Annotated in this window: 22 protein-coding genes; 10 read left to right on the forward strand and 12 right to left on the reverse strand. The window is 39.0% G+C overall.

Annotated elements, in window-relative coordinates:
* Positions 1–7: 7 nt before the first annotated feature.
* Genes hisH through hisG form a run of 5 tightly spaced genes read right to left on the reverse strand, consistent with a single transcriptional unit; the run spans position 8 to position 4,958 of the window.
* Positions 8–598, reverse strand: a complete 591-nt coding sequence (hisH, locus tag H4J63_RS01035; protein ID WP_002960265.1) for an imidazole glycerol phosphate synthase subunit HisH — start codon at positions 596–598, stop codon at positions 8–10.
* On the reverse strand, positions 595–1,656 hold the full coding sequence (gene hisB / locus H4J63_RS01040; RefSeq protein ID WP_008138596.1) for a bifunctional histidinol-phosphatase/imidazoleglycerol-phosphate dehydratase HisB: 1,062 nt from the start codon (positions 1,654–1,656) through the stop codon (positions 595–597). Before hisB ends, hisH begins: the two co-directional genes overlap by 4 nt.
* A complete protein-coding gene (gene hisC / locus H4J63_RS01045) occupies positions 1,653–2,762 on the reverse strand; it encodes a histidinol-phosphate transaminase (protein ID WP_182193875.1) in 1,110 nt (369 codons plus the stop codon). Before hisC ends, hisB begins: the two co-directional genes overlap by 4 nt.
* Positions 2,752–4,053, reverse strand: coding sequence for a histidinol dehydrogenase (gene hisD, locus H4J63_RS01050; RefSeq protein ID WP_024597350.1), 1,302 nt, complete (start codon positions 4,051–4,053; stop codon positions 2,752–2,754). The genes hisC and hisD overlap by 11 nt, the downstream gene beginning before the upstream one ends.
* Before the next feature lie 5 nt (positions 4,054–4,058).
* Positions 4,059–4,958: an ATP phosphoribosyltransferase gene (gene hisG, locus H4J63_RS01055; protein ID WP_002960257.1), complete on the reverse strand. Its 900-nt coding sequence runs from the start codon at positions 4,956–4,958 to the stop codon at positions 4,059–4,061.
* A gap of 419 nt (positions 4,959–5,377) precedes the next feature.
* Here hisG and H4J63_RS01060 point away from each other — a divergent pair, with 419 nt between their 5' ends.
* A complete protein-coding gene (locus H4J63_RS01060) occupies positions 5,378–5,614 on the forward strand; it encodes a hypothetical protein (protein ID WP_002960256.1) in 237 nt (78 codons plus the stop codon).
* Positions 5,615–5,726: 112 nt separating this feature from the next.
* Here the strand turns inward: H4J63_RS01060 and H4J63_RS01065 are convergent, their stop codons facing one another.
* A complete protein-coding gene (locus H4J63_RS01065) occupies positions 5,727–7,583 on the reverse strand; it encodes a cytochrome c/FTR1 family iron permease (RefSeq protein WP_182193894.1) in 1,857 nt (618 codons plus the stop codon).
* Positions 7,584–7,866: 283 nt separating this feature from the next.
* Positions 7,867–9,150 (reverse strand): sodium:proton antiporter, encoded by a 1,284-nt coding sequence (locus H4J63_RS01070; RefSeq protein WP_024597348.1) that lies wholly within the window; start codon positions 9,148–9,150, stop codon positions 7,867–7,869.
* A 331-nt stretch (positions 9,151–9,481) separates the two neighbouring features.
* On the opposite strand from H4J63_RS01070, the gene H4J63_RS01075 reads away from it, so the two are divergent.
* From H4J63_RS01075 to H4J63_RS01085, 3 genes are all read left to right on the forward strand, one after another.
* On the forward strand, positions 9,482–11,398 hold the full coding sequence (locus H4J63_RS01075) for an ATP-dependent DNA helicase (protein ID WP_002960248.1): 1,917 nt from the start codon (positions 9,482–9,484) through the stop codon (positions 11,396–11,398).
* Between the two features lie 9 nt (positions 11,399–11,407).
* On the forward strand, positions 11,408–12,109 hold the full coding sequence (gene tsaB, locus H4J63_RS01080) for a tRNA (adenosine(37)-N6)-threonylcarbamoyltransferase complex dimerization subunit type 1 TsaB (RefSeq protein ID WP_149603698.1): 702 nt from the start codon (positions 11,408–11,410) through the stop codon (positions 12,107–12,109).
* A 68-nt stretch (positions 12,110–12,177) separates the two neighbouring features.
* Positions 12,178–12,507 carry a hypothetical protein gene (locus tag H4J63_RS01085; RefSeq protein WP_182193877.1) on the forward strand — a complete coding sequence of 110 codons (330 nt, stop codon included), beginning with the start codon at positions 12,178–12,180 and terminating at the stop codon, positions 12,505–12,507.
* Positions 12,508–12,602: 95 nt separating this feature from the next.
* On the opposite strand, the gene H4J63_RS01090 is transcribed toward H4J63_RS01085, so the two are convergent.
* Entirely contained in the window at positions 12,603–13,892 is a 1,290-nt protein-coding gene (locus tag H4J63_RS01090; RefSeq protein WP_182193879.1) for an alkaline phosphatase, read from the reverse strand.
* 411 nt (positions 13,893–14,303) lie between these two features.
* On the opposite strand from H4J63_RS01090, the gene H4J63_RS01095 reads away from it, so the two are divergent.
* The 3 genes from H4J63_RS01095 to rnd all read left to right on the forward strand — a co-directional run bounded on the left by H4J63_RS01095 (position 14,304) and on the right by rnd (position 18,105).
* Positions 14,304–15,155 carry an alpha/beta hydrolase gene (locus H4J63_RS01095; RefSeq protein ID WP_002960241.1) on the forward strand — a complete coding sequence of 284 codons (852 nt, stop codon included), beginning with the start codon at positions 14,304–14,306 and terminating at the stop codon, positions 15,153–15,155.
* Positions 15,156–15,270: 115 nt separating this feature from the next.
* Positions 15,271–16,923 (forward strand): long-chain-fatty-acid--CoA ligase FadD, encoded by a 1,653-nt coding sequence (gene fadD, locus H4J63_RS01100; protein ID WP_002960239.1) that lies wholly within the window; start codon positions 15,271–15,273, stop codon positions 16,921–16,923.
* Between the two features lie 51 nt (positions 16,924–16,974).
* Positions 16,975–18,105, forward strand: coding sequence for a ribonuclease D (rnd, locus tag H4J63_RS01105; protein WP_182193881.1), 1,131 nt, complete (start codon positions 16,975–16,977; stop codon positions 18,103–18,105).
* A 323-nt stretch (positions 18,106–18,428) separates the two neighbouring features.
* Here the strand turns inward: rnd and minE are convergent, their stop codons facing one another.
* The 3 genes from minE to minC are packed head-to-tail and all read right to left on the reverse strand — an operon-like array spanning position 18,429 to position 20,213.
* Positions 18,429–18,692: a cell division topological specificity factor MinE gene (minE, locus tag H4J63_RS01110; protein WP_004334706.1), complete on the reverse strand. Its 264-nt coding sequence runs from the start codon at positions 18,690–18,692 to the stop codon at positions 18,429–18,431.
* Between the two features lies 1 nt (position 18,693).
* Positions 18,694–19,503: a septum site-determining protein MinD gene (gene minD / locus H4J63_RS01115; RefSeq protein ID WP_004334708.1), complete on the reverse strand. Its 810-nt coding sequence runs from the start codon at positions 19,501–19,503 to the stop codon at positions 18,694–18,696.
* Positions 19,504–19,508: 5 nt separating this feature from the next.
* Complete coding sequence (gene minC, locus H4J63_RS01120; protein WP_024596847.1) at positions 19,509–20,213, reverse strand: septum site-determining protein MinC; 705 nt, start codon at positions 20,211–20,213, stop codon at positions 19,509–19,511.
* Positions 20,214–20,368: 155 nt separating this feature from the next.
* Between minC and H4J63_RS01125 the strand changes: the two genes are divergently transcribed.
* Complete coding sequence (locus tag H4J63_RS01125; RefSeq protein ID WP_008134235.1) at positions 20,369–20,656, forward strand: YcgL domain-containing protein; 288 nt, start codon at positions 20,369–20,371, stop codon at positions 20,654–20,656.
* The gene (locus tag H4J63_RS01130; protein ID WP_182193884.1) at positions 20,649–21,665 is read left to right on the forward strand and encodes a lytic transglycosylase domain-containing protein; all 1,017 of its coding nucleotides are present in this window, start codon (positions 20,649–20,651) and stop codon (positions 21,663–21,665) included. Before H4J63_RS01125 ends, H4J63_RS01130 begins: the two co-directional genes overlap by 8 nt.
* A gap of 40 nt (positions 21,666–21,705) precedes the next feature.
* On the opposite strand, the gene H4J63_RS01135 is transcribed toward H4J63_RS01130, so the two are convergent.
* Positions 21,706–22,251 (reverse strand): GbsR/MarR family transcriptional regulator, encoded by a 546-nt coding sequence (locus H4J63_RS01135; RefSeq protein WP_024596846.1) that lies wholly within the window; start codon positions 22,249–22,251, stop codon positions 21,706–21,708.
* Positions 22,252–22,456: 205 nt separating this feature from the next.
* Here H4J63_RS01135 and adhP point away from each other — a divergent pair, with 205 nt between their 5' ends.
* The gene (gene adhP / locus H4J63_RS01140; RefSeq protein ID WP_182193886.1) at positions 22,457–23,467 is read left to right on the forward strand and encodes an alcohol dehydrogenase AdhP; all 1,011 of its coding nucleotides are present in this window, start codon (positions 22,457–22,459) and stop codon (positions 23,465–23,467) included.
* The last annotated feature ends 239 nt before the right edge of the window (positions 23,468–23,706 follow it).

The following is a 23,706-nucleotide window of genomic DNA, read 5'->3' on the forward strand; positions in this document are numbered from 1 at the left end:
GGCAGCCTTATAACTGCCAATCAACAAAATTTTGTAATAAACGTGCGCCAACTTTTGCGCTGCGCTCTGGGTGAAATTGCATGCCTGCATAATTGTCTTTAGCAACAATGGCTGAAAAGGTTTGACCATATTCGCCGCTCACTAGTGTGGCGTCGTTTACGGTGTGCGCAAAGCTGTGAACAAAATACACTTGCTCATCAAGCGTTAGCCCTTTAGTTAATGCATGCTCTTTGTTAACGCTTAAGTTATTCCAACCCATATGCGGCGACGTTAAATTGCCTACATCAAGCGCTTTTACTTGCCCTGGTATTTTACCTAGGCACTGTACGTTACCTTCTTCGGTGCTTTCGCACAGTAACTGCATACCTAAACAAATACCCATAAGCGGGCGCTGGTATTCATTTATGGCTTGTTGCCAGCCGTTATCTACTAGGCGTTTCATAGCAACCGACGCGTGACCTACACCTGGCAATATAGCGCGCTCAAAACCCGCTAATTGCTCTGGTGAAGTAATTACTGTTGGCGTTTGGCCTAAGCGTTCAAACGCAAAGCGTACTGAATTTATATTGGCACAACCGGTATTAATTATGGCAATCATAAACATCCCTTAGAGCTGGCTGTTTGTTGGGTCGTGTCTTGTGCAACTGCCATACGAAGAGCACGTGAAAACGCTTTAAATAAGCCTTCTACTTGGTGATGACAGTTACCGTCGCTTACCGATAAAATAAGGCTAATAGCGGCGTTATCACTCAAGCTTTTGAAAAAGTGCTCAACCATTTGCACGTCTAAGTCGCCTGCTTTTTCGCGGCTAAAGTTAGCGTTTAATACAAATGATGCACGACCTGATAAATCAATTTGTGCTTCGGCTTTACACTCGTCCATAGGAAGCGCAAAACCATAGCGTGCAATTTGCGATTTAGTGCCAAGTGCTTGTTTAAGTGCGACACCAAGAGCAATACCAATGTCTTCAACAAGGTGGTGCTCGTCTATGTGTAAATCGCCTTTGGCTTTAATGTTTAAACCAATGTTTGCGTGGGTGCGAATTTGATCAAGCATGTGATCAAAAAAGCCAAGTCCGGTGTCTATGCTGCCATTTTTAGTTTGATCTAAGTTTATGGCTACATCAATTTGGGTTTCTTTAGTGTTGCGTGTAACACGACCTTCGCGGTTTGCGGTGGTCAATTTAGTTACTATGGCACTCCAATCGCCGTCGTATAAAATACCTTCACAACATAAGTTTTGAGCAAGGCCAATATCGGTCTGGCGATCGCCAATAACAAAAGAGCGCGCTAAGTCTACTTTGCCTGAGCGCATAAGCTCGGTAAGTAAGCCCGTTTTAGGTTTACGGCAATCACAGTTTTGCTCATCAAAGTGTGGGCAAATTAATACTTCGTCAAAGCTAATGCCTTGGCTTTGCATTATGTCCATCATTTTGTCTTGTGCTATATCAAAATCAGCAGTAGGAAAGCTATCTGTGCCTAAACCATCTTGGTTAGACACCATTACTAAACGGTAACCTGCGGCTTGTAATTGTAATAACGCAGGAATAACACCAGGTAAAAATGCTAGCTTTTCAAGGCTATCCACCTGTTTGTCGGTAATTGGCTCTTCAATAATAGTGCCGTCGCGGTCTATAAATAAATAGGGGTTACTCATGATACTTCGTTTCCTGCTAAAGATGCTGCGGTAGCCGGCGTTTGTAAGCCATCTAACCAAATTTTTACTTGTTCAAGTTCTTGTTCACTGCCAATTGAAATTCGTAGCCAGTCGTCTTCACCGTATAGTGTAAAAGCGCGCATAACCAAACCTTGCTCAAGTGCAATTCTAAAGTAGTTTTTATCGGCTAATTTTAAAGTAACAAAGTTACCTTCACCAGTGAGAATTTTTAATGCAGCAGGGGAGGCGTTTAGCCAATCTACCAACTTAGCTTTTAAGCTATTTAAAATAGTAACTTGGCGGCGCATTGATGTAATTGCATCGGGTGCAATTGCTTGCGCTGCAATACTTGCTACAACACCTGATACCGGATATGGCGCAATGACTTTACGAATTGGCGCTAGTGTTGCTGCTTGTGCAAGCGTAAAGCCCGTTCTGAGCCCTGCTAGCGCAAAGGCTTTAGAAAGCGTGCGCAGAACCACTACATTACTAAACTCATTAATAAGTTTTGTGGCGCTTTGCTCTGGGCAAAACTCTATATAGGCTTCGTCAACAATAACCAGTGCTTTACCCATAAGTGCTGTTGCAATCGCTTTTACTTTATCAAGTGGTGTTAGGCTGCCCGTTGGATTATTTGGGTTACAAATAAATACCAGTTTTGAGCTGCCAACAGCTGCAACTATTTCGTCAGCACTGCCACTTAATAATAATTCTTGGGTAAGCGCGTTAATACCAACGTTGTGTGTATCGGCGGTAACTTTGTACATACCGTAGGTTGGTAAAAATAGCGCAATACTATCTTTTGCTGGCTCACAGTATGTGCGCACTAAAAGCTCAATGCCTTCATCTGCGCCGCGCGTCATTAATACATTTTCGCTTTCAAGTTCTGTATAAGCGGCGTAACGGTCAATAACCAGTTGCGGTTGTGGGTCGGGGTAGCGATTTAAATCCTCAATACTCAGTTCAAGATTTTTAGCATACGGGCTTTCGTTAGCATTTAGCCACGTAGTACCGGTTAGCTTTTCACTTTTTGCAGAGCTGTATGCAGCAAGGGCTGCAATATTCTTAGGTAATAAGCTAGACGCTTGTGCGCTCTCATTGCTCATTTTTAATTGCCTCTAAACGAATTGAAACCGCATTAGCGTGGGCATCAAGGCCTTCTGCATCTGCAAGTGGTAAAATTGCTTTTGAAAGCTGCGTTAAACCACTTTTAGTAATTGTTTGCACTGTGTATGTACGGAAAAAATCAAGCAAGTTTAAGCTCGAGTAAGTTGCACTGTAACCATATGTTGGTAACACGTGGTTAGTACCCGATGCGTAATCGCCTGCAGATTCTGGTGTGTAGTCACCTACAAATACTGAGCCTGCATTTTTAACTTTATCTAGGTAAGGTGTTGCATCGCCTAGTTGTAAAATTAAGTGCTCTGGTCCATATTGCGCCGATACATCAAATGCTTGCTCAACTGAATCAACCAAAATAAGTGAAGAATTAGCGAGCGCTTGCTCGGCTGTTTCTTTGCGGCTCAAATTAGCTAACTGGCGTGTAAGTGCCTGCTGAGTTTGTTCTATAATACTTTCGCTGTTACATAGTAAAATAACTTGCGAGTCTGCGCCGTGCTCTGCTTGTGAGAGTAAATCGGCGGCTATAAATTCTGGGTTTGCACGTTCATCTGCAATAACTAATACTTCAGAAGGACCTGCTGGCATATCAATTGCCATACCTGGGATAGTTTGCGCAACGAGCTGTTTAGCCATTGTTACGAAGCTATTACCTGGGCCAAAAATTTTGTTTACTTTAGGAACCGATTCGGTGCCATAAGCCATTGCTGCAATTGCGCCTGCGCCACCACTTTCTATCAAAGTAGTAATGCCACATAACTTAGCTGCATATAAAATAGCAGGGTTAATTGCTTTATCACCTTGTACCGGCGTAGCAAGTACAACGGTTTTAGCGCCGCTTAACTGCGCTAATACACCTTGCATAATAACCGACGATGGCAGTGGTGCACTGCCACCGGGTACATAAATACCGACTGCTTCGATGGCTTGATATTTCAGTTCACATACAACGCCTGGTTGGGTTGATAATTTAATATCTTTTGGCAACTGCGCTTCGTGAAAACGTTTAACATTTGCATAAGCGGTGTCAATTGCGTATTTAAGCTCAGCACTTAGTGCTTGCTCAGATGCGTTAATTTCATCTAGCGGTACGCGCAAACGTGGGTTAGCTCTATTATCAAACTCTTTGGCCATGCTAAGTAAGGCCTCATCGCCTTGCTCTTTTACATTAGCTAAAATAGTTTTGCATATTGCTTCAACCTTTGCGCTTACAGAAACTGCAGGGCGCATTAGCGCCGCTGCTTGTACTTGTGAAGATTCCTCATTCCAACGAAGCATGGTACTTACTCCATCATTTTTTCAATTGGCATAACTAAAATAGAGTTAGCGCCTAGGGCTTTTAACTGCTCCATTGTTTCCCAAAATAATGTTTCGCTGCTTACCATGTGCAGTGCTACGTATTCTTCATTACCCGCAAGGGCAAGTAGAGTCGGTTGACCAGAACCAGGTAAAATTTCACAAATTTCATCAAGTTTGTTTTTTGGTGCGTGTAGCATGATGTATTTGCTTTCTTTAGCTTGTCTAACACCACGTAGGCGCGGCATAAGCTTATTGATTAGTGCTAGTTTGTCAGCGTCTTGCAGATCTTTATTTTGAATTAAACATGCGTTTGATTCTAAAATTGTATCACCTTGAATTAAGCCGTTAGCTTCAAGTGTTGCGCCAGTAGATACTAAATCACAAATTGCATCAGATAAACCTGCACGTGGTGCTACTTCAACAGAGCCTGTAAGCATTACTGTACTTGCGTTGATGCCTTCGCGCTTTAACCACTGAGTTAAAATTTCTGGGTAGGTAGTTGCAATACGTTTGCCTTCAAACCAGCTCTTATCGCGAGCGCCTAGCTCTTGTGGCCATGCAAGTGCAAGACGACAGTAACCAAAATCTAGTTTTGAAAGTTTGTTTACTTCGCTTGGAACACCTTGGCGTTCACGCTCTGCTTGAACTTCTACTAGTACGTTTTCGCCAACAATACCTAAATCACATACACCGTCCATTACTAAACCAGGAATATCGTCATCGCGCACACGTAGTACGTCAATTGGCATATTAGTTGAGTGTGCAATTAAGCGTTGTTCACGAAGGTTAAGTTTAACACCTAACTGTTTTAACAGATCTTGACAATCTTTAGATAGGCGGCCGCCTTTTTGGATGGCGATACGTAGACGATTTGTGTTACTCATTATTCATTTTCCTTTAATTTAAAAACTAAAAACCCCGAGGGGAACCTCAGGGCGAAAATGAATCAATGTTTTTTGAATCGCCAGAGGTTCCTTTTAGGAATAACCTCTCAGCGAAAGACCTGACAGGTTATTCCGGTGAATGGTGGTGATGATGTACTGTTGTCAGGTTTAAGCGCATTTTTTATCCTATTTAACTGCTCGTTGTTATAGTAACGTTCAGTTGTTATCTGTTTAAATAAATTTCGCATTCATAAAAACATAAACAGCCATATTATGGCAAGTTTTTTTTAGCTTAATTAAAGCATATCTTATAACTGTCGATAATATTAAGAAGGGAAGTGCATTTTTTGCATATATTTGTTTGTTTATTAGCCAAACCAAGCGTTTAGATAATTTAACAGTAAACTAAGGAAGTGTGTATGGATATCATGATTCCTTATTTAGGAAGAATAACCAGACTAGAAGTTGAGTCAAAAAGTGCTTTTCATATTGCGGGTGTGCAAAGTGGATCGGCCGCTGAAAAAGTTGAGCTAGAGAATAAAAAAAGGCGTGAGTTACAAAAAAAGAAAAAGCTCAATATGCTTGACGACCAAAATAGTAAAAAAAAGTCTAACGTAGACGATGACGAAAATCCCCATTTAGATACATGGGCTTGATAATACCAACTTTACTAAATACATAAGCAATTAACGCAAAAAGGCCCTTGCGGGCCTTTTTACTATGTATTTTGCCTATGCCAATTAGCTTAAACTCTTAAGCAGATAGGCATTACTCTTGGTTTTTGCCTTTAAATATATAAAAGCTAAATATAGCGAACACACATACTTGAGCCACAATACCTTGCCATGTCGATTTTATACCAAGCCATGCTATATCAAAGCTCATCGGCAGCGACGCAATACCTATTATATCGGCCTCTTGTAATGCAATAACGGCTTTGCCCATAAGCACAAACGAGAGTGCAAATAGTAGGTAAGTGGTAATGGCAAAAAACTTAGCCACCGGTAATTTAATTGAGTATTTAATTAATACCCACGTAATAATAGCCAGTATTGCTATAGCTATCGCAAAACCCGATGCAATAGATGAATATTGAGCAGGTGAGCTTTGCGTTAATAAAGACTGATAAAACAATACGGTTTCGAATACTTCACGGTATACGGCAATAAAAGAAAGCCCCGCTAATCCCCATAATGTACCCGACTCAAGGCGCTTATCTATATTGTCTTTTATGTATTTTTGCCATTGCTGCGCACTTGTTTTACTGTGCATCCATACGCCAACATACAGTAAAATTACAGCGGCAAACAATGCGCCAACACCTTCCATAACTTCGCGGCTCGCACCACTTATTTCTATTAATGTTTGCGCAGCAGCCCACGTTAAACCACCTGCAATAAGTGCTGTTATCCAACCAATATGTACATATTTTAGCGCATCTTTGCGTTTAGTTTTAATTAGCACAGTCATAAGGGCAATAATAACTAAGAGTGCTTCTAAGCCTTCTCGCAGTAATATTATTAAACTCGCTGAAAGTAGAGCGCCATCAGTTAGCTTGGTTTCGTTTAGCATGCTATCTGCTTTAGCGAGTTGTGTTAGTGCTGCACTTACTTTTTCGGCAACGACGGCTGTATCTTTTTCGTTTTTGAATGTTTGGCGCAGGTTCATCAGTTGTACTTCGATGTTTTTACGCAGTGTTTCGTCGTAGGCATTTAAGTTGTTTTCAACAAGCTCAAAGCCATCTAAGTATGCGCTAATTGCTAAATCACTTGCTTGTGAGTAATTGCCTTTAGCATGCGCGGCTTGCGCTGCAAGTAATTGCGTGCGAGTAACTGTTATCGGATTTTTGTTAGCGCTAAATAATTGCTCTGGATTACCACGAAGCCATTTAACGTAATGTGCTTGTGCTTCACTTTGACCTGCCGATAATTGTGCAGGGTTTAGGTTTACAATCTGTGAAGCGGTAATATTTTGTTCTACATTTTGTGGTTTTTGAACATCCTTAAATGCCAAGCTACCTACATAAAAAGCTAAAGACCATCGTTGTTGTTCATTAAATTGGGTAAAAGCAACCATAGGTGTGTCGTCAATGCCGTTACTTACAGCGTCAAATAACCCCATTAATGAGCGGTTAGTTGCGCGTTCTTCATCGGTAAAGTTGGTAGGCTCTGGCGATAAGTTTTTTGCAAGCGGGCCGTCGCCTTGACCACTAGGGCCGTGACACATTGAACAGTTAGCAGAAAAAAGCGCTTTGGTTTGCTCAACAGGAAGTAGTGATGTAGGTAACGATAGTTGCGGCATAAAGGTAAGTAGCGACTCACGAAGCGCTGAGCTTGCTGCACGTACATCGGCAACACTCGCTTTATTGGCAATCGCTGTATGCAGGGCTTTAGCTTGTGCCTTTACTGTATCAAACTCATTGGTTTGGCTTGATAGCTGTCCAGCTTGCTCAATAATAACGTGCGAAAATTCAGTCATTTCTTGATATTCGTCGGGGTCTAGTATTTCACCATTCCCAACAGCTGCCACGTAATCAACACCTACATACTCTGCAAGCTGTGCAATTTGTTTTATTTTTGTTTGCTCATTAGGCGAGGCTGAAACACTAAAGCTTGCCATGACCATTATAAAAAGCATAAAAAAACATTGAAATTGTCGTTTGCTCAGAGACACAAAATTTAAAAACATGTGAGAATTATTTATGGACATCGAAAAGCCCTACAGAGGAAAAGCCAAAATTATAATTGTTTTCATTTGCATTTCAAGCGGATTAATTTAAACAAAGAAGATAAATAAAAAGGATAACAATTTATAGAACTTTAAAGTGTTTTTGTAACACGTGAGTAACAGTAACCAAGTGATTTGTATAATAACTTGGTTACTGAGTTGATTGCTCACAAAGCATTTATTACTTTGCTTGCTCAGCTGACTTAATGCTGCTTTGAATAAGCGGCGAAATAGTTAAGCCTTGTACAATAATAGAAAATATAACCACAACGTAGGTAACAATAACGATTAGGTTATGTAGGTCAGAGCCGCCTACAAAAACTTGCTCGCGCGGGATTGCTGCCGCCATTGCCAGTGCAAGACCACCGCGTAGCCCACCCCAGGTTAAAATTTTAACGCTGTGTTTATCGTAACTTCTAAAGCGTTTAAAGATAACAAAGGGTGCGCCTACGCTAATAAAGCGTGCTAGTAATACTGCAGGTACCATTAGTAAGCCTAAGCCAATTTCACCAAGCGTGATTGGCATCGTCACTATTAGCATACCTATTATTAAAAACAGTAGGGCATTTAAAAAGCTATCGGTTGCATGCCAAAAATCTTTTACGTAACGAGTGTCTTCAGGCCCCGTGCGCTCAGTTGCTTTAGTACGAGTAATGTTACCCATTAATATGCCACTCGTAACCATGGCAAGTGCGCCTGATATTTCCCAAATATTTGCAGCAGCAAAACCTGCGGTAGGAATAGTTAAGGTTATCAATAAGCGAATGTTTACATCGCGGCTGTTAATAATTAAAAAGTGGCCAACCAAAGCGATAACCAAACCAAACGCAATGCCGCCTAGGGCGTCTACAAAAAAGAGTTCTGCTATATCGCCAAATTGTGCATCGGTGCCATAAAAAGCAACCGAAAAAATGGTCGTAAATATTACTAAACCAATACCGTCGTTAAATAGCGACTCACCTTCTACTTGAACTGAGATTCCTTCTGGCGCTCGCATTTGTTTAATAATAGCAAGTACAGCAATAGGGTCGGTTGGGCTAATAAGCGCGCCAAATAATAAACAGTATATAAACGGTACATCAAAGCCAAATAAGGCAAATAGATAAAAACTTAAATAACCGACTATAAAAGTGGAAGCAATAGTAGAAAATAGCACTAGTGCGGTTATTTCCCAGCGCTGTTTACGAAGCGCCATAAGGTTAATTTCCAATGCGCCAGCATAAAGTAAAAATCCGAGCATACCTTTGAGTAATAACTCGTTAAAGTTAATACTGGAAACAATTTGGGTCATGGCTAACGCATTTTGATCGCCTAATAATTTAACGGCAATAATTAATAATAAAGAAATAACAACTGAGCCTGTAGTAATGGCAATTGTAGTTTGCATTTTGAGGATATATTGGTTTGCAAAAGCAATAAAAATTGCAATGGCAGAGAGAAAACAAATGAGATACCAAGCATTCATTGGCTAACCTTACTATTTTTTTAACGACACACGAAAAAGAGGATTATAAACCCGCGTATGGTACTCCTGTAATATTTCAGAGTCACAGTTTTTATGCCTAAATATAGCTTTTAATACGGATTATTTTTAGTAAGAGTTAATAGAAAATTAGGCTTTGTAAATATTGTCATTATTAAATTAAATGCACGTTATAAATACACAGTGTATTGTAAAATCGAATGATTAATCTCACTATTAAAGTGCGTATTAATTCGTAAAGTAAAAGTGGGTTTTGTAATTACTTGCCCTTAATGCTTTGCTTACGTAAAATCCCGCTATTATTTATTTTAAAGTGATTGGTATTATCAAACAGCTGTTTAGTGCAACCGGGCCTTTAGCGTTATCTTTAGATGGGTATACGCCTCGCCAACCACAAATTGATATGGCAGTAGCTGTTGCGGATGCATTAAAAAACAGTTCGCAATTAGTTGTTGAAGCAGGCACGGGTACGGGTAAAACATTTGCATATTTAGCCCCTGCACTTAAGTCAAAAGGGCGCACGATAATATCAACAGGTTCTAAAGCTCTACAAGAGCAGCTTTATCACCGAGATTTACCGCAACTAGTTAAAGCTTTAAGTGCTTCAAAAAAAACCGCCTTATTAAAAGGGCGCGCCAATTACCTATGCACCTACCGACTTAATCAACATGTTGCACATGTACCTACTGACGACTCTGACGTAATGCATCAACTAGCTATGGTAGCTAAGTTTGCAAGCGAAACACAATCGGGCGATTTGGCCGATTGTATAGGTATAGAAGATGATGCCAAAGTACTGCCTTATGTAAATTCAACAGCCGATAATTGTTTAGGTAAAGAGTGTCCAGATTTTCAAAGCTGTTATATACGCAAAGCACGTTTAACTGCGGCCGATGCCGATGTGGTTGTGATTAATCACCATTTGTTTTTTGCTGATATGGCTGTAAAAGAAAGTGGCTTTGCTGAACTTATGCCAAAAGCCGACGCATATATATTTGATGAAGCCCATCAGTTAAGCGAAATTGCTAGTGATTACTTTGGTGAAAGTGTAAGCACTAAAAAGTTGGTAGATTTAATTAATGATTTACGTGCTATTTATAGAGCTGAAATTCCCGATATGCTGCAACTTGGTAAAAGCTTAAACAAGCTTGAGACAAGCGTTGCTGATTTACGATTACAATTTGGTGTTGATGGCAGTCGTGGCGATTGGCGAGAAAAGCTAAGCGATAAACAAATTTGCGCGGCGCTCCATCGTGTGATCAGTGATTTAGATTTTGTTTACCAAGTACTTAAACTTTGCCTAGATAGAAGCGACAAAATTGAGCATCCATTTGAACGTGCACTTGCGTTTAAAGGTCAGTTAGAGCGGGTTTTTGATACAGCCCAAACCGGCTTTAGTTATTGGTATGAAACAACGCGCCGTTATTTAACAATTAATATAACGCCATTGAATGTATCAGCTAAGTTTGCTCAAATGATGCAAGACACGGGCGCAGGATTTGTATTCACTTCTGCAACACTTTCGGTTGATAACAAACTAGAGCATTTTAATGCAAGCCTTGGTTTAAAGCCAAAACAAAGCATGATGGTAGATAGCCCATTTGACTACCCTAATCAGGCGCTGCTGTGTTTACCGCGTTACTTACCCGAATCGCACGCTGATAATATGCCGCATGCGATTGTAAAATTAACACTTGAGCTTATAAAGTCAGCGCAAGGGCGTTGTTTTGTGTTATTTACCAGCTATCGAATGATGCACTTAGTGGCCGAAGGGCTAACTACACAAATAGACTACCCAGTTTATATGCAAGGGCAAATGTCTAAGCGTATAATTTTAGAGAAATTTACTCGCCATGGTAATGCGGTATTACTGGGCACGGCTTCTTTTTGGGAAGGTGTTGATGTACGCGGCAGCACGTTAAGCTGTGTTATTATAGACAAATTGCCATTTGCAGCCCCTGACGATCCATTGCTACAAGCTAAAATGCAAGATTGCCAAATGCAGGGAAAAGACCCTTTTTCACACATACAATTACCGCAGGCTGTTATTGCGCTAAAGCAAGGTGTAGGGCGTTTAATTCGAGATAGTAAAGACAAAGGTGTACTTGTAATATGCGATAATCGCTTAGTTACACGCCAATATGGCCAAGTATTTTTGAAAAGCTTACCACCGATGCGCCGCACGCGAAGCTTAGAAGATGCCAATACATTTTTAAAACAAATTAATTAGAGTACTAAAATGATCAAAAGTAATATCCTTGCCCTTGATGCTTCAACTGAAGCACTTTCAATTGTTTTACATTACCAGGGCCAAACGTTTCATCATTTTGAAGAGTGTCCGCAGCAGCACAGCCAAAAAATACTTCCACTTGTGGATGAACTGTTAACTAAAGCAAACTGTAAATTAAAAGATTTAGACGTAATTGGTTTTGGCCAGGGGCCAGGTAGTTTCACCGGTGTACGTATTAGTGTTGCTATAGCGCAAGGTTTAGCGTATTCAACTAATTTGCCGCTTGTTGGTGTGTCTACACTGGCTACTATGGCTCAACAAACGTTTGAACAACACGGCAGCCTGAGTGTTTATCCAAGTATAGATGCGCGTATGGGGGAGATATACTTTGCACATTACCAAGCGCAAAATAATCTAATGCTTTTAGTTAACCAAGAATGCGTTATAAAACCTGATTTACTAAACAATGAGTATATAGCAACCACTGAGCCATCTGTAGCAGTGGGCACAGGTTTTAAAACCTATCCTGATGCGCTTAATGACTTTGAAAACGTGACAATTAATACTGATATTACATTGCCTGATGCACGTTATATGTTAGCGCATGTTGAAGCCGCGTTTTTAGCGGGTGACGTTGTAAAAGCGAGTGACGCTCAACCTAAATATGTGCGCGATACGGTAACGTGGAAAAAGCTACCAGGACGTGAGTAATCATATTATTTGCAAATTGGTTGTTTTTAAATCATAATTTTATGCATTATTAAGGTTGGAGATGCGTAATGACGCTGCCTATTGGTTCAGGTTTTTACACCGGAGATATTCCGGGTAGGGTTAGCTCTACTCAAGTTGTTACTAATAAACCACAGAGTTTATTAGACCAGCCAGCTGCTCAAAAAACGAATACCGATTACGTAAAAAACAGTGTTGAGGGTGTTGAACTGGCTAATCAGCTGTTTAAAAGCAGTGCTAAAAGCAATGAATACAGCCAAACAATTTACGACCAACCGACAGCTCAAGTAAGCAAAGCGATTTCTACTTATACTGAATTTGCTAATTTAGAACGCAGAGCAGAAGTACAAAATTTAATAGGCGTTGATATATACGCTTAACGCTTATTTAAGCGCTTTAGATAAATACAGCTATAAAATTTAATAAAAAGCCCGAACATTTGTTCGGGCTTTTTGTGTTCAAAAGTACGTAAAGCTTACTGCTTAATAAAGCCAATCAGCTTATCTGCTATATCAGTATTATTTTGTGAACCAATAAATTGTTCACTGCCTTTACCATAGGCAAATACCTGCACGTCTACAGCAGTATGTCCGCCTGTTGTCCAGCCAGTAAAGCTTGCATCGCTAATAATACTCTTAACAGCTAAATTAAGCGCTTTTTCACCCATTTTTTTAGCTTGCTCAAGTTTTATTTGGTTTTCAGTTGTAAATTCAATATTGGTGTTAGCAGTCCATACTGGCTTTAAATCATCAGAATCCAGTAAAAGTTGAGTTAGTTTATCAGCAGTTGCTTTAACACCTTTTACTACATCAGTTTCCCATTTGTATTGACCATGTGCGCCAAGGGTTAACCCGCCTGTTGAATGATCGGCCGTTATGACTAATATAGTATCTTTATTTTTATCAACATAGGCTTTTGCTTTTTCGATTGATTTAGCAAAATCATCCATCTCAGCCATTGCACAGGCTATATCGTTAGAGTGACCACACCAATCAATTTGGCTGCCCTCAATCATCACAAAAAAGCCTTCTTTGTTTTGATTATCTAATAAACCAAGTGCTTTAGACGTTAACTGAGTAAGACGAGTTGGGTTTTCATCTAATGCAAAAGGTAAGCCTTTAGATGCGTATAAACCAATTGCAGGTATTTGTGTAATTTGCCCTAGGTTTTTAATGTCGTCGCCATATTGATAACCAGCGGCTTTAAATTCATCAACTAAATTACGGTCATCACGAATGAAGTATTTAGTACCGCCACCAAGCATTAAATCAACCGGTAATTTACCCGCAATTTTGTTGTCGATGTAATCATTGGCAATGTCATTATAATTATTACGTGATTCATTATGCGCCGCAAAACTTGCTGGAGTTGCGTGGTTAATTTGTGAAGTTGCTACAAGCGCTGTTGTCATACCGCGCTCTTTTGCTATTTCAAGCATGGTTTTAACTGATTTTTTGTCTGTATCTACTGCAATTGCGCCATTGTAACTTTTATGACCGCTACTGAGTGCTGTAGCACCTGCTGCGCTGTCTGTCACATAAGTATGGTCATCAGGGTAGGTACGAGCCATACCCTTTAAAATAGTGTCAAAAACCGTGCCTTCTACTTCTTTTGTTGCAGGGTCGTCTTTAAAATAGCGATAAGCAGTGGTGTAAGCCGGACCCATGCCGTCACCAATCATATAAATTACATTTTTAGGTGCTGATTCTGCGTAAGCACCAGAAGCGGTGCATAAAAGCGCTAATAAGCTGATCTGTTTTTTCATGGTTGTGTACCTTATGAGTGTACCTTATTTAATAGCCGCTGATATTGTATACAGATAGTATGATAAATAAATGAATATCTAAGATATTTATAATTTGGGGTTATATGAATAGAATTGTAGTTAACGCTGTTAGTTCTATTTATTTAAATTATACTGGTTATAGCTTAACTACATATAATGCTATCACCTTTTAATTGTTTAAAAGGTATACAAAGCAAACATATTTAAAAAGATCAGCTTATTTTTTTTGTAATTAAACTTATGATATTGTTTAAAATTTATTTTATATTTTTTGCTTTCTTTAGATCATCAAGATAATTAAATAGCGAATTTTGCACCATTTTCTCGGTTAGTGGTCTGACAACTTGTATGCTATAAATAATGATGCTCTAAATTAATAAAGGACTTGCCGTGCAGCCATTTAATATTGAAACCAATAACTTGAATATTCATGGCTTAAAAGTAGGTTCTGGGGATGAAATAGTAATAGCGTTGCATGGTTGGTTAGATAATTGCCACAGTTTTATACCAATGTTAAGTAAAGCTAAGCCAAAGCACACTTGGTACTGTATTGATTTTGTTGGGCATGGTTTATCATCTTGGCGAAGTGATGATGCACATTATTATTTTGTTGATTATATTGATGATGTGTACCAACTTATTAATGCGCTTGGTGTTAAAAAAGTTCATTTAGTTGGGCATTCGATGGGAGCCATGGTTGCAGGGCTTTTTGCTAGTTGCTTTGGTGATTATGTAAAATCTGTTACCTTTATTGAGGGGATTGGGTGTGTTACAACTCCTAGCGAAGGCGTATGTGAACAGCTAAAAAGTGCAGTATTAAATAGAGCGCGTTTAAAAAATAAGAAGCAGAGAGTTTATAAATCGAAAGAGCTTATTTATGAAGCACGTGCTCAAACAACCGATTTGAATAATGAGCTTATTGCTCTTTTAATGCAGCGAAATATAAAATCGGTTTTAGATGGTTATACATTAACAACTGATCCAAAGCTTAAAAATCACTCAGGTTTTAGGTTTGATGAGGCGCAATGTATTGGTGCAATAAAAGATTTAATTGCACCGTGTCAATTAATTTTAGGTAACGAAGGTTATTCGTTTGTAAAACAAAATCTGGCAAAGTATATTAGTTATTACAATAGCTTAAAGGTAATTAATGTAGATGGTGGGCACCACTGTCATATGCAAAGTAGTGAACACTGTTTTAAGCATATTCAAGACTTTATGCTGCAAAATGGTGCATGTTAATTGTAAGTTTACGTAAAATGTGGGATTATTCCTCCATTAGAGTATTTGCTCAATTGTTAAAGCGCCTTACTTAGATTAAGGTTAATAAAAATATAATTATAAACAGGGGCTAAGAGTGGAAAAAATCTGGCTTAAGCGCTACCCAGAGGGTATGCCTGAAACAATCGATCCTGAGCATTACAACTCGTTACTCGAAGTGTTCGAAAAAAGTTTTACTGACTACACCGATTTACCTGCATTTACTAATATGGGTAAAACGCTGTCTTATAGCGAAATAGATACAGCAACAAAAAAAGTTGCTTCCTACATTCAAAATGATTTAGGTCTTAAAAAAGGCGACAAAGTTGCCGTAATGATGCCTAACTTACTACAAACGCCAGTCACCATTTTAGGTATTTTACGTGCAGGTTGTGTGGTTGTAAATGTTAACCCACTTTACACTGTGCGTGAATTAGAGCATCAGCTAAAGGATTCTGACACTACCGCTATTTTCATTTTAGCAAACTTTGCTGACACACTTGAAAAGTCACTTGCGCACACTGATGTTAAACACATTGTAGTAACGCAAGTAGGCGACATGGTTGGTGGGCTTAAAAAGCACATAGTTAACTTTGTTGTGAAGCACATTAAAAAAATGGTGCCAAAGTTCAACTTACCAAACACAATTAACTTTTCAGACGTTTTAGCTGCAGACGAAACTAAATATACACGTCCTGAAATGAGCTTGTCCGATCTTGCTTTTTTACAGTACACCGGTGGCACAACAGGTGTATCAAAAGGGGCAATGCTGAGCCATGGCAATATGGTTGGTAACCTTGAGCAGGTTTCAGGCTGTTTAGACAAAGTGTTAAATCGTGGTACAGAAGTTGTTGTTACCGCTTTACCGCTTTATCATATATTTGCTTTAACAGCTAACTGCCTGACGTTTATGAAGTACGGTGGTTTAAATATATTAATCACAAATCCACGAGATATGCCTGGGTTTGTTAAAGAGCTAGGTCAGCATAAATTCACTGCTATTACTGGTGTTAATACGTTATTTAACGGTTTATTAAACACACCAGGTTTTGCTGAGCTTGATTTCAGTCATTTAAAAATGTCACTTGGTGGCGGTATGGCCGTGCAACGTCCTGTTGCTGAAAAATGGCAAAAAGTGACTGGCTCGAAATTAATGGAAGGCTATGGCCTTACAGAATGTTCTCCATTAGTAACTATTAGTCCTTATGATTTAGAAGCATATAATGGCTCTATTGGTTTGCCTGCGCCTAATACTGAGATTAAGCTAATACTTGATAACGGTGAAGAAGCCGCTAAAGGTGAACCGGGTGAAATGTGTGTGAAAGGCCCGCAGGTTATGGTGGGCTATTACAAGCGACCAGATGCAACAGCTGAATGTTTAAAAGATGGCTGGTTTGCAACAGGTGATATTGCAACTTATGACGATGAAGGTTTCTTCTTTATTGTAGATCGCAAAAAAGACATGATCATTGTATCTGGCTTTAATGTTTTCCCTAATGAGATAGAAGAGGTAGTGGCTATGCACGAAGGTGTGCTTGAAGTTGCTGCTATTGGTATTCCTCACGATGTAAGTGGTGAACAAGTTAAAGTTTTTGTTGTTAAAAAAGACCCTTCTTTAACTGAAAAAGATATAATAAGTCACTGTCGTGATAATTTAACTAATTACAAGGTCCCAAAACTGGTAGAGTTTAGGGATGAGTTACCTAAAACTAACGTAGGTAAAATACTCCGAAGAGCCTTGAAAGATTAGCAACCTATAAAAAAGCCGACATATGTCGGCTTTTTTATTGTAGGAGATTAAGTGCAATACCAATTGATCGAAACCCAAAATCAACTGAACACTTTTGTTGAACAAATAAAAAATAAGCCTATTTTAGCTATTGATACTGAGTTTATGCGTCGTCGCACTTTGTATCCAGAAGTTGCACTTATCCAAGTTTTTGATGGTGAGCATTTAGCGCTTATCGATCCGTTAGCTGAGCTCTCATTATTCGATTTTTGGGAAATACTAAAAGATCCTAGTGTTTTAAAAGTACTGCATTCTCCTTCAGAAGATATTGAGGTTTTTCAAAAATACGCAGGCTTTGTTCCATCCCCACTTTTTGATACACAATTTGCGTTGCAGCTACTTGGGGAAGGTAACTGTATGGGCTTTGCCCTTATGGTAAAAGAGTTGCAAGGTATTGAAATAGATAAAAGTGAGTCACGCACTAACTGGCTGCAACGTCCGTTAACTAAAAAACAATTAGATTATGCTGCTGCAGATACTTTTTACTTATTGCCGTGTTTCGAGCTGATTATAGAGCGTATTAATGCTGCTGGGTTCTTTGACATTGTAATAAACGAGAGTGAGCTGATAGCTAAAAAACGTGCATTTCAAACACCAGACGAGCTTTTATATAAAGATATTAAAAATGCATGGCAACTCAAACCGCACGAACTCGCGGTTTTAAAAGAACTTGCTGTATGGCGCAGAAACAAAGCCATTAAGAAAAATTTAGCGCTAAATTTTGTGTTAAAAGAACATAACATGACTGAAATTGCCAAACGTGGTCCTTCAAGTTTAAATGCACTACGTCAAATTCCAGGAGTTGAAGCTATTGAAGTTAATCGCTCTGGTGTAGATATAATCAAGTGTATTGAAGTTGCCAAAGCAGTACCAGATGCTGAGCATCCTGAAGTGCTTAAGCGCTTAATTGATTTTCCTATTTATAAGAAAGTAGCCAAAGATATTAAACAAAAGATCACTAAAGTCGCTAAAGAGCACAATATACCAGAAGACGTTATGGCCTCTAAAAAGCAAATTAATCAATTGATTAGTTGGAATTGGAAGTTAACTAATGAGCAAAAACAAAGTCATATAAAACCTGATTTATTAAGCTCTTGGCGTTATACCTATGTTAAAGACGCTTTAAAAGAATGGGATACTTAAGACTAGATATTTTTTTACTGTGTAATACTTATACCAATCCGCAATAATACTTAATCATTTTGCGGCGCTAAACGTGTCGTTACCTGTGTTAAAAAAATCTCATTTAGAACAACTAAATAGCGATTTTTTTGCCTAGCTATCAACACGTTTTTCCATCCTCAAAATAGATCACTTAATTAAGCGAATTGGTATTATCTATAATTTTTGTGTTACATAGTAGAAAAGTTTTAGTTGCATGCAAGGGATTAAAACGTAGATATTTAGAAAGTTATTACAAAGTAAAAGAAAATAAAGAGGGCGCTTATAAAGCGCCCTTTCTTCAATTACTTCTTTTCTTCATCAGGTAGTGTAACGTTTAGCTCAAGTACGGCTAAATCGTCTTCGTTTTGATCAAACTGAACCTGAACTGCATCGGTACTTACGTTCACGTATTTACGGATCACATCTAAAATATCTTGTTTTAATTGTGGTAAGTAATCCGGCGTTCCTCGTTGAGAACGCTCGTGCGCGACAATGATCTGCAATCGCTCTTTTGCTAGTGACGCACTGTTTTTCTTTTCTGAGCGGAAGTAGTCAAGTAAAGACACGTTAACCTCCAAAAATCCGTTTAAATAAGCCTTTTTTCTCAACGTCTAAGAAGCGAAAATCGACGGTTTCACCTAGTAAGCGGTTAATTGCATCAGAATAAGCTTGGCCTGCATCAGATTCTGTATCCAATATAACAGGTTGGCCTGAGTTTGAAGCACTTAATACCGCTTGCGATTCAGGAATAACCCCTAATAATGGGATTGACAGAATATCTTGCACATCTTCTACCGATAGCATTTCACCTTTTTCAACACGACCAGGGTTATAGCGTGTTAATAGTAAGTGTTCTTTAATATTTTCTAGGCCTTCTTCAGCACGTTTTGATTTGCTGTGTAAAATACCTAAAATACGATCTGAATCTCGAACTGACGACACTTCTGGGTTTGTTGTAACAATTGCTTCATCAGCAAAGTACATTGCCATCATAGCGCCAGCTTCAATACCTGCTGGTGAATCACATACTATGTAATCAAAGTCTTCTTTTAGTTCATTTAGTACGCGTTCAACACCTTCACGTGTTAAAGCATCTTTATCACGAGTTTGTGAAGCAGGTAGTAAAAATAATTTATCTACACGTTTATCTTTAATAAGCGCTTGGTTAAGGTTTGCCTCACCATTAATTACATTTACAAAGTCATAAACAACGCGGCGTTCACAACCCATAATTAAATCTAAGTTACGTAAACCAATATCAAAGTCGATAATAACTGTTTTATAGCCTTTTAACGCTAAGCCTGTGCCAATTGCAGCACTTGATGTTGTTTTACCAACACCGCCTTTACCTGAGGTAACGACAATTACTTTTGCCATGAGATTTATCCTTTAACCAAAGCTGAAATTTCTAATGATTCGTCTTTTTGTTGTATTTGCACTGCATTTCCCCAATGTTCACCTTGTAGCGAATCACTGATCCAGTAGTTACCATCTATTGAAACCAGCTCGGCTTCAAGTTTTTGGCAAAAAATGTGTGCTTCTTTAAAACCTTTTGCGCCTGCAATAGCGCGACCGCGTAGCGTGCCATAAATATGCACATTCCCATCGGCAATGACTTCCGCACCATGACTAACTGCGCCAAGTACTATCAAATCTCTATCTTTTGCATAAACTTGTTGTCCAGAGCGAACTGTACCGCTGATAATTTGCGCTGGTAAATGCACCGTTTTTTCTACAATCGATGTATTGGGCTCTTGTTTAACAGGTTCGCTCTTAACGTCTTGTGAATAATTTAAAACAGATAAGCCAGCGGCCTTTGCTTGAGTATGTTGCTCATCTGAGCCATTACACACACCAACCGCATTAAAACTCATTCGCTCGATTAATGATTTTAAGTGAACAAAATCAAGTGAACTGTTTTTAATTTCAATTAAATTAACGACAATAGGCGCACCCTCAAAAAACTTAGGGGCCTGGGCTATTTTTACATACAGTTGTTCTGCTAAAAGGTTTATATCAGTACTATAAAGATGCAAAACTGATAACGTAAAAAGATTCCCTTTTAACTCAAAAATTTGGTCCGACATACACGCTCAATTGATTTGTCTGATTAGAAATTAATTTTAGATAAACGTAGGCTGAATAGGGCCTTTATTGAAATTTCTAATCTAATTTTTCTAACTTATTATTACTCTCATGTTATAGTGTGCGGCATTGTTAAGCAAGAATTTATAGGGCCATAATGCTCACTGCAGTATATAAAAGTAAGAAAAAAGCGGATACGTTCTTATTTGTTGAAAAAAGAGATGATTTTAGTAAAGTTCCGGAACCTTTGATGACCATGTTTGGTCAACCTGTTTATGTGATGATCATCAATTTAGCAAAACGTGAGCATTTGGGTGGGGCAGATTTAGAAACTGTAAAAGCAGCGTTATCAAATCCTGATAAAGGCTACTACTTACAAATTCCACCACCTGAGCAAAATTTGCTAAGCCAATTACGAAAAGACAATGGAGTTGATAGTGATTAAAAAACTTATCGTTATATTATGTGGTGTATGTTTAAGCTCACCTGTTATGGCAAAAACTCAGGCTGAATTTCAAGATTATTTAGCGAGTTTAAAGCAAGAAGCTATCGCAAAAGGTTACGAAGCCAAACTTATTGACGATGCGTTTGCAACAGCAACGTATAAAGAAAAAGTCGTTTCGGCTGACAAAAACCAGCCAGAAGTAAAAGAAACCCTTGAAACGTATTTACCAAAACGTGTACCACAATGGAAAATTGACCGCGCACGTAAGCTTTACGCAGAAAACAAAGAGGTACTTGAAAAAGTAGCGAAAGAGTTTGGCGTACAAGCACGCTTTATAGTCGCGCTTTGGGGCCTTGAAAGTAACTTTGGTACAATTCAAGGCGGTCATAACGTTATTTCATCATTAGTGACACTTGCTTTTGATGGACGCCGAGAAGCACTTTATAAGCGCCAACTTTGGGCTGCACTGGATATTTTAAAGTCGGGCCACATAACGCTTGATAAATTTAAAGGCTCTTGGGCAGGCGCAATGGGGCAAACGCAATTTATGCCTACCTCTTTTAATGCTTACGCGGTTGATTACAACAACGATGGTCGTAAAGATATTTGGACTACAAAAGAAGATGCTTTTGCCTCAATTGCTAATTATCTAAAGCAAGAAGGCTGGAACGACTCTCTTACGTGGGGTCGCCAAGTTCAGTTACCTGAAAACTTTGATAGTAAATACGTTTTAGTGCGTGGTACAAAAACTCGCAAGCAGTGGTTAGAATATTGGAACGACTCAGAGCGCTCATTAGCTGATTGGCAAGCACTGGGTGTACGTAAAGCTGATGGCTCTGATTTACCTAATGTAGACGTACGTGCTGCGCTGGTTATGCCTGATGATATAAATGGCCGTATGTACTTAGCGTACGATAACTACAAAGTGTTTATGCATTGGAATCGCTCGTATTACTTTGCTACTAGTGTAGGTTACTTGTCGGATAGAATTGGTTATCCAAAAATCTAATTTTTAAAATATACCTATAAATAAAGCCGCAATTGCGGCTTTATTCTTTTTTGAATATCTTTTCTTTTAGGTCAATAACTTTACCAATTCCAGAACCTAGCTTCATTAGCTTATTAAGTTGCTCTGGCGTTAAACGCTGTAGTTCTGATGACCATTTAGTGACGGTTTCAAGTAGGTTGTGAATCTCACCCATTTGTTTTTGTGCGTAAAGTTCATCGTCGTTACTGGCTTCGTCTAATAAGTTATCGCGTAGTAGCGTTAAGGTGGGCTCAATTTCGCGTTTTTTACGTTCTTCAAATACGCGATTTGCCATATCCCAAATATCGCCAGCAGGGGCGTAGTACTCTTTACGATCGCCAGGAATATGCTGTACTTTAATTAACTGCCACGATTGCAGCTCTTTAATGCCCATACTTACATTACCGCGAGAAATACTAAGTGCATCTGCAATCTCATTAGCTGTCATTGGGTTTTTAGTAATAATCAGCAAACCACACATTTGTCCGATCGTACGATTGAATCCCCAGCGGCTGCCCATCTCACCACAATGCATTACAAAGGCAAAATTCTTTTCGGATAAACTCATAGCTTAGTAACTTTCAGTAATTTCAGAAAGTAAATGCTAGCACGCTCATTATGGATAGCAAGTTCTTAGCAGGCTTATAAGTTAATTTAAATGACTAAAATATGATTTAGATTAATATTTATACATCTATATTGGGATATGTTGTACACAACAATACGTAAATAAATCCTTATTTTTAATTTTTTTCACATACGATGGAATGACTATGAAAGCTGCAATTAATACTCAATACAAAGGTAAATTAGAAATAACAGACCTACCAATTCCTGAGGTGGGAATAAACGATGTTTTAGTAAAAATAGCGGCCTGTGGTGTTTGCCATACAGATTTACATGCCTGTCATGGGGATTGGCCAGTAAAACCAAAAATGCCATTAGTACCAGGGCACGAAGGTGTCGGTGTTATCGAAAAAGTCGGAAGCAACATTAAGCACTTAGAAGTTGGCGATAGAGTGGGTATTCCTTGGCTCTATAGTGCATGTGGGTACTGTGAGTTTTGCCTAGATGGCAAAGAAACACTGTGTTTATCGCAGCACAATACTGGCTATTCTATTGACGGTAGTTATGCAGAATATTGTTTAGCGCATGGCGACTACGTTGTAAAAATACCAGAAGAACTCGGTTTTTCTGAGGCTGCTCCATTATTTTGTGCAGGTGTTACAACCTATAAAGCATTAAAAGTATCCGGTGCTAAACCAGGGCAGTGGGTTGCTATTGTTGGTGTGGGCGGGCTTGGTCATTTAGCAGTACAGTACGCTAAAGCAATGGGTTTTAATGTAATAGCTGTTGATACAGGTAAAGAAAAACTCGCGCTTGCTAAAGAGCTAGGCGCAGATATAACACTCGATTTTAAAGAGGTGGTTCCAAGCGAAGCTATTTTTGAACAAGTAGGTGGCGCTCATGGTGTTGTGTGTACTGCGGTGTCTAAAGCGGGGTTTGAACAAGCCTATAAAAGTGTACGCCGTGGCGGTAAATGCGTATTAGTGGGATTACCTGCAGAGGATATGCCACTTCCTATTTTTGATACTGTCCTTAATGGTGTGTCAGTAGTTGGCTCTATTGTTGGTACACGTAAAGATTTGCAAGAATGCTTGGAATTTGCCGCTCAAGGTAAAGTAAAAGCAATTATTGAAGAAAAGCGTTTAGAGGACATTAACGAAATTTTTGATGATATGCTCAAAGGTGAAATTAACGGTCGCATAGTGGTTACTATTTAATTTAGATTAAGCGTTTATAAAACACAAAAAAGCACGGCTTCTAAATTAGAAAACCGTGCTTTTTAAGTATTTAACTAACCAGAGCTCTGCTTGAGATAGATTTATTATCCAAAGTTCATATATGGTCTCCTCCAGTATTGCAAGGTGTCATTCAACGATAGCAGGGACAGGTTTGCTGTCATATATACGGTCTTTTAGTGAAGATTATTACTTCTGACCTTGATGTAATCCGCGCATAT

It is taken from the genome of Pseudoalteromonas sp. 5Ae-yellow (assembly GCF_014077565.1).
Lineage (GTDB): Bacteria > Pseudomonadota > Gammaproteobacteria > Enterobacterales > Alteromonadaceae > Pseudoalteromonas.